The following is a 5,946-nucleotide window of genomic DNA, read 5'->3' on the forward strand; positions in this document are numbered from 1 at the left end:
ATTTTTTTATTTATTTTGTATTAATTGTATATTATTTATTTTTTTTGGGAATGTCATACGCTGAAAAATCCCCTTGAATCCGCTTTTAGCAAGAATATTAAAAATAGTAGTAAATTAATTAGAATTATTTAGAGTCCGTTTATTGGAATATATAGTCAATGGTTTAAAACCAATAAAACTATGACGATAGCTCAATAATTCCCAGAGAATATTATCTACTTATGAGTAATTACAGGGAAGCCATAGACAACAAAATCAGATGTAAAAATGATTGAATAATCTTTTATTACTTGAGAATTTACACTTTCGTAAAACCTTACATACACAATTTATTTTCCCAACTAGCAACTAAATAAAAAATATTATTCTGATTTAATTAATTCAACTCGCTGCGATGGTCAGAGACCACTCTTTACGGAGTATCGCACCAAAATGAAAACAGAATCCTAATAAATAATTTGCACCCAATCTTATCTAAACTGCCTCAGTGAGAATAACGATATCTTTGATAATATAATTACAGCTATTAAGTAAGTAAATCGTCTGTATGTGATAACTAAATTTCGGGACTTATAATAATTGTTAGCAGTGCTTAAAAATCGATTCCTTATAAGTAGAGTAAATAACTGAAACCATTGCCCATATGTACTTTTAGCCACATATCAGACAACATATTTGTACCTAAGTAAATAGGTAGTGCAAACCCCTCCCAACTCAGTATAAATATCACTCTTCCTCGCAATGTAAAAAAAAATATTGCAAATTTGTTTGTCAGACTCAAAATTAGGGAATGCTTAGAAATAGAAAAATAACCAAAATAACGTCGGTTATATGAAAATCCTTATCAAATACTTAATCAAGGTCAAGTAGTAATGTTAGAGCCAGAAAATAAACTGTTTGGATTAAAAGAAGGTTGGGATTCCCAAGAAAATAGAGAGCAGCAAAGACTAAAAGCCTTGTCAGGACTAGGTTTGCGCCAATCAGAAACAATTCCAGTATTTGAAGAAGCAACTCAAACCGTCGCACATTTCCTCGAAGCACCCATTTCGGTATTAGGATTCATTGACCAAGAACGTCACTGGTTTAAATCCGCGATCGGATTATCACGCTTGGGATTAATGAACCAACTGGCGCAAAATCGTCAGCTACCACGCAAAGAATCATTTTGCACGTTAGTAGTCGAAAGCTCCCAAATAGTCGTCATTAACGATACGCATAAATATGTAGCCAACGAACTTAATATTACAAAGCTCGTCAAAGAATACGGAGTACGTGCCTACTTAGGCGCTCCACTCATCGATGCATCCGGTAACTGCTTGGGAGTGCTGGCTGTTTTAGACTTAGTACCACGGAACTTTTCTACCAGAGATATTGAATTTTTACAAATAATTGCCCGTTGGTGCATGAGTGAGTTTGAACGTAATCGCTTACTGCAAGCAACGACAAACGGTACTAATTCCCATCCTAATTCCCCCAAAGAATCAGGTTGGTCAACATCAAGTAGTGGTATCAACGAAATCAAACTCAGTGCCCCAACTTTAACCAAAGAACTAGACAAAGAAGCAGTCACCACAAACCACCTAAAACTTGAACTACTATCCCAACTAACCCAAGAATTACGTACCCCTCTCACATCAGTATTGGGAATGGCAAGCGTCTTAGGACGGGAAATTTATGGTCCTCTAACAACCAAACAACGGGAATACTTAGAAATTATCCAGCATAGTGGACGCTACCTGCTCTCCTTAGTCAACGAAATTTCGGAACTGGGAGCAATGAACGAAAGCACAGCCGCATTAAATATTGCCCCCGTCGATATCGAAATGCTCTGCCAACAAGCGATTAACACCCTTGAAGAAGCAGCTAACCGTCGCGAACAAGACATTCGTTTGTCGCTTGAACCTGGACGCAGCCGAATTTTACCCCTCGACAAAGATAAAGTTCGTCAAATTCTATACCACTTAATTTTTAGCGTCATTCAAGTTTCCGCGACAGGAAGTGTTGTGCGGATTCACGTTTCCTACAAAGAAGATTCCCTGAATATTACCGTTTGGGTATCCCATCCTTGGTTAGGTGATGGAATTACCGAAGTCGATCCGTACTTCCGTCTCAACCCGCAACCATTGTTAGAACTTACAAGCGTAGTTCAGAACTACAATACACATTCAGAAGTTTCCGAACTGGACGGCTTCTCAATGACAATGGATAAATCAAAAGATTTGGCAGCATCCAACTCCGGATTTATTTCTGTAAATTCTGGTGATTTAGACATGAACAAACCGCACAATCACCTATCGCGTGAAAGCTTAGGTTTGTTGTTAAGCTGTCAACTAGCAGAATTGCACGGGGGACATATTTCAATTCAAGGTTCAGCAGAATCTGGATATCGCTATGTGTTATCGTTGCCATTGCCAGCTACTAAGACATCGGAAAACACAAGTAATAAATAGTTAATGTGGGCAATAGGGTATAGGGATTAGGGGTTAGAAAAGACGGTGAGACTACATAATGCATTTAGCTTTGATTTAGCTTTGATTTAGTTTTAAATATACCTAACCAACCAACAATCAATCAATCAATCAGCAACAACTAGTAATTACCTAATACCCAAAACCCAGTCAACGATTAGGTATAAATAATTTCACAATGAGTTATAAGCAATTAACGAGTCGCTCCTATTCCCCACCTTCAATGTACTCTAATGGTAGGTATTGTGAGCGGGAGATAAGGATTACATCTGGAATTGATTTTTTACACAGTAAAAACAAATTCGCTTATGTTATGACGAATCCCCAAAATTTTCTGGTAAGATATATGATGTCTTGACCATCAATGCCGCAAGCGAAAAGTTTGTGGGGAAGGTCTCCTTCCACAAAACTTTTCAAGACAGCGAAAACCAAGCTAATAGGCATATGTCGCAAGAGAAAAATTTGGGTCTTGGGAACCAGGACTCCTGCCCTTGGAGGGAATGTCAGACCAAAAAAAACTACTGAGTTTTAGAGGCTATTCCCGATGAATTGGGAAGCTCAGACTCGGTTCCGTAGGCAAGTCTGAGTAGTTCACCGATAGTATTTATATTTGATTAATAAAATATAAGGGTGGGGAAATCCCACCCCTACGCTATGCTGTTGACTTTGTAGTTTTTTGGGTCATAAAAATTCATACTAAAATCATGTCGAGAAGGTCGAACTGTTTCCCATGCTCTGCGTGGGAACTCATATAGGGAGGCTCCCCTCCCCCCTCCTGAATCAAGGCACAGTTCCTCGCAAATAGCATTCCCAGCCAGAGACTGGGAACGAGATATGACAGAAAAATGGTACGAGCCAAAAGCGTCAAAATTCCATCAAAGTCAACAGCCTACTACAAGCGTATATTTTGATTGAATACAAAGAGACGCGCTGCCCTGAGCAGTTCGGCAAGTGACACAGTGTCACTTTTCGGTGGATGTCTTGTCTCTACATCGCAATATTAGAAAACTTCTCAAATTGCAATCTAGGAATGTTAACTTTTTGGAACCAGCCAGATTATGATTAAGTCGAACTTCTGTACAGGAGTCAACCTTAATCGCGAGGTGGTGGATGAATTTAGTTTGGCAAAGATTTACATTATCTAATTTTCCTTTGCGGGAATATCTCGCTACTAGTTACCTGCACCGTTCCTTATTTGGGCTGTTGCGCTCTTGGCGGGAGACTAGTATTTTGATGCAGTGGGGAGAAATAATCGCTGCGGCTTTACTGAGTCTGCTTTATGGACTCGCACCATTTGTTGCCAATGACTTAGTTGGATTGATTTTGCTTGGATGTGGTGTCTTTTGGATACTGCTAAGTGTATCCGACGATCGCAATGCTCTCAATCTCCCCAAAGTCACCCCGATCCATATATTGGTATTTATATTTTGGGGAGTTGCATTTTTAGCTACGGCTCTATCACCAGTCCGTAAATTTGCAATTACCGATTTCAGGAATTTTACCCTTTATTTATTTCTATTCGCCCTTTGTGCTAGGGTACTCCAATTTCCTCGCTTACGGAATTGGTTGCTGATTTTATACATGCATGTTGGACTAATTGCCAGCGTATATGGAGTTAGGCAAAAATTATTTGGTGCAGCACAATTAGCAACTTGGGTTGATCCAGAATCACCACTAGCAAAAAATACTCGGGTTTATAGTTATCTTGGTAATCCCAATTTACTCGCTGGTTACTTGCTACCTGCAATAATTCTTAGTTTAATTGCAGTATTTGCTTGGAAAGGATTAGCCCGCAAATGCTTGGCTGCCACAATGTTAGTTGTAAATTTAGCTTGCTTCCGCTTTGCGGATAGTCGCGGTAGCTTTATTGGATTAGCATTAGCAGCTATTGTCGTTGTCCTATTATTGCGATACTGGTACGCCGATTTACTGCCAAGATTTTGGCGAACTTGGCTAGTTCCCATACTTTTGGGTAGCTTTGTTGCCTTATTTGCGATCGCATTTGGCGCTTCGGAAACATTCCGTCTCAGGATTGTAAGTATTTTTGCTGGTCGTGGTGATAGCAGTAATAACTTCCGGATTAACGTATGGAATGCGGTATTTCGGATGATTCGCGATCGCCCCATATTGGGCATTGGTCCTGGTCATAATTCCTTTAATAACGTATATCCACTGTATCAATTGCCAAAATTCACTGCCCTAAGTGCGTATTCTGTGATTTTGGAAATCACCGTAGAAATGGGCTTTATCGGCTTAGGTGCATTTATCTGGCTTTTAATTGTCACATTCAATACTGGCTTAGTCCAACTCCAACGGTTTTACCAAGAACGTAACGCTGATGGACTCTGGATGATTGGTGCGATCGCATCGTTGGTTGCCATGCTTGGTCATGGTTTTGTCGATACGGTTTGGTATCGTCCGGAAATTAACACCCTTTGGTGGATGATGGTGGGTTTAGTTGCCAGCTATTGGACACCTCAACAGCAAGACCAAAATCGAGATGTTATTTCCTCCAATCCACAAGCAGCAGCAAATTAGTGAGGTATAAAAGGGGAAAGCGGAAATACTGCTCTGTATCCTAGATTAAACAATTGTATAGCTTGACTTTTCGCGGAGCGAGGAAAAGCGAATTGTTTTGCTTTCCCCCTTCCCCTTTTGCCTCCTATTCGCGATAAGTGCTATTACCAACAGCATTAGGATCGCGGTAGCGAGTAGATTCTTCAGTACGCTTCTTACCAGTTAAACCAGCTAAACCGATTAAACCAAGTAACCCCAACCAACCCCAATCAAAATTGCGATCGCCATAGGTGCCGTCATTGTAAACCCTAGTATTTGGGGTTGTTGTGGTGGTTCCATCAGTGTTAGTTTGAGCTTGTGCAGGAGCAGACAAAGGCATAATTGCTAAACTTGCAACTAATGCAGTGGCTCCAATCGCTTTGCTAAAATAATTTTCCATTGTTTGAATTCCCCATCTCAGTTCCAGTTCCCCATCACTCTACCCAGGCACTACTCGAATAAAATCAACCTGAAGCTATAAACTGATTGTGAGATAGGATATTCCTTAAGGTGTGGAAGAGGGTGAAAGAGTGCGATAAGCGTACCACTCCGTGGAAGCAAGCTACGCGGAGCGTGTCCCCTTGGGACTCAGCTTAACGCCAAAGGCGTATCGCGCCACAACAAACAGAATCTAAATGTTAATGTTAATGGTTTATTATTAATTTTTAATAGATAATCGCGAATTGCTATCAAACAGTTCATTATTTATTGGTTATGCTAGTTAAGAGCGTAATATCAAATAATGTGAGGCTACACATTCTCTGACTCCTCTCTCTATACCTCCCCTTACTTTATGCGCTTCGCGTTCCCGAAGGGTAGGGGAGGTGCCACAGGCGGTGGGGGTATTTTATGCGTCTTCATATTAAGTTGGTACGAAATTTCAGATTTAATAACTCACTTTTTTATTTCCCACCATTCCAAA

At 40.1% G+C, this 5,946-nt stretch carries 3 protein-coding genes; 2 read left to right on the plus strand and 1 reads right to left on the minus strand.

All coding sequences use genetic code 11. The annotated features are described in order from the left end of the window. Window positions 1–872 precede the first annotated feature (872 nt). Both CK510_RS24910 and CK510_RS24915 read left to right on the plus strand, forming a co-directional pair. A complete protein-coding gene (locus tag CK510_RS24910; RefSeq protein ID WP_095724239.1) occupies window positions 873–2,450 on the plus strand; it encodes a GAF domain-containing sensor histidine kinase in 1,578 nt (525 codons plus the stop codon). A gap of 1,128 nt (window positions 2,451–3,578) precedes the next feature. Continuing rightward, window positions 3,579–5,006, plus strand: coding sequence for an IctB family putative bicarbonate transporter (locus CK510_RS24915; RefSeq protein ID WP_095724240.1), 1,428 nt, complete (start codon window positions 3,579–3,581; stop codon window positions 5,004–5,006). A 124-nt stretch (window positions 5,007–5,130) separates the two neighbouring features. On the opposite strand, the gene CK510_RS24920 is transcribed toward CK510_RS24915, so the two are convergent. Beyond that, the gene (locus tag CK510_RS24920; protein WP_095724241.1) at window positions 5,131–5,424 is read right to left on the minus strand and encodes a WGxxGxxG family protein; all 294 of its coding nucleotides are present in this window, start codon (window positions 5,422–5,424) and stop codon (window positions 5,131–5,133) included. Window positions 5,425–5,946 lie beyond the last annotated feature (522 nt).

This window comes from Brunnivagina elsteri CCALA 953 (genome assembly GCF_002289455.1).
Lineage (GTDB): Bacteria > Cyanobacteriota > Cyanobacteriia > Cyanobacteriales > Nostocaceae > Brunnivagina > Brunnivagina elsteri.

Coding starts and splice junctions, on each gene's coding strand:
- CK510_RS24915 (WP_095724240.1), top strand. CDS start 3,579: ATGAATTTAGTTTGGCAAAGATTTACATTATCTAATTTTCCTTTGCGG.
- CK510_RS24920 (WP_095724241.1), bottom strand. CDS start 5,424: ATGGAAAATTATTTTAGCAAAGCGATTGGAGCCACTGCATTAGTTGCA.
- CK510_RS24910 (WP_095724239.1), top strand. CDS start 873: ATGTTAGAGCCAGAAAATAAACTGTTTGGATTAAAAGAAGGTTGGGAT.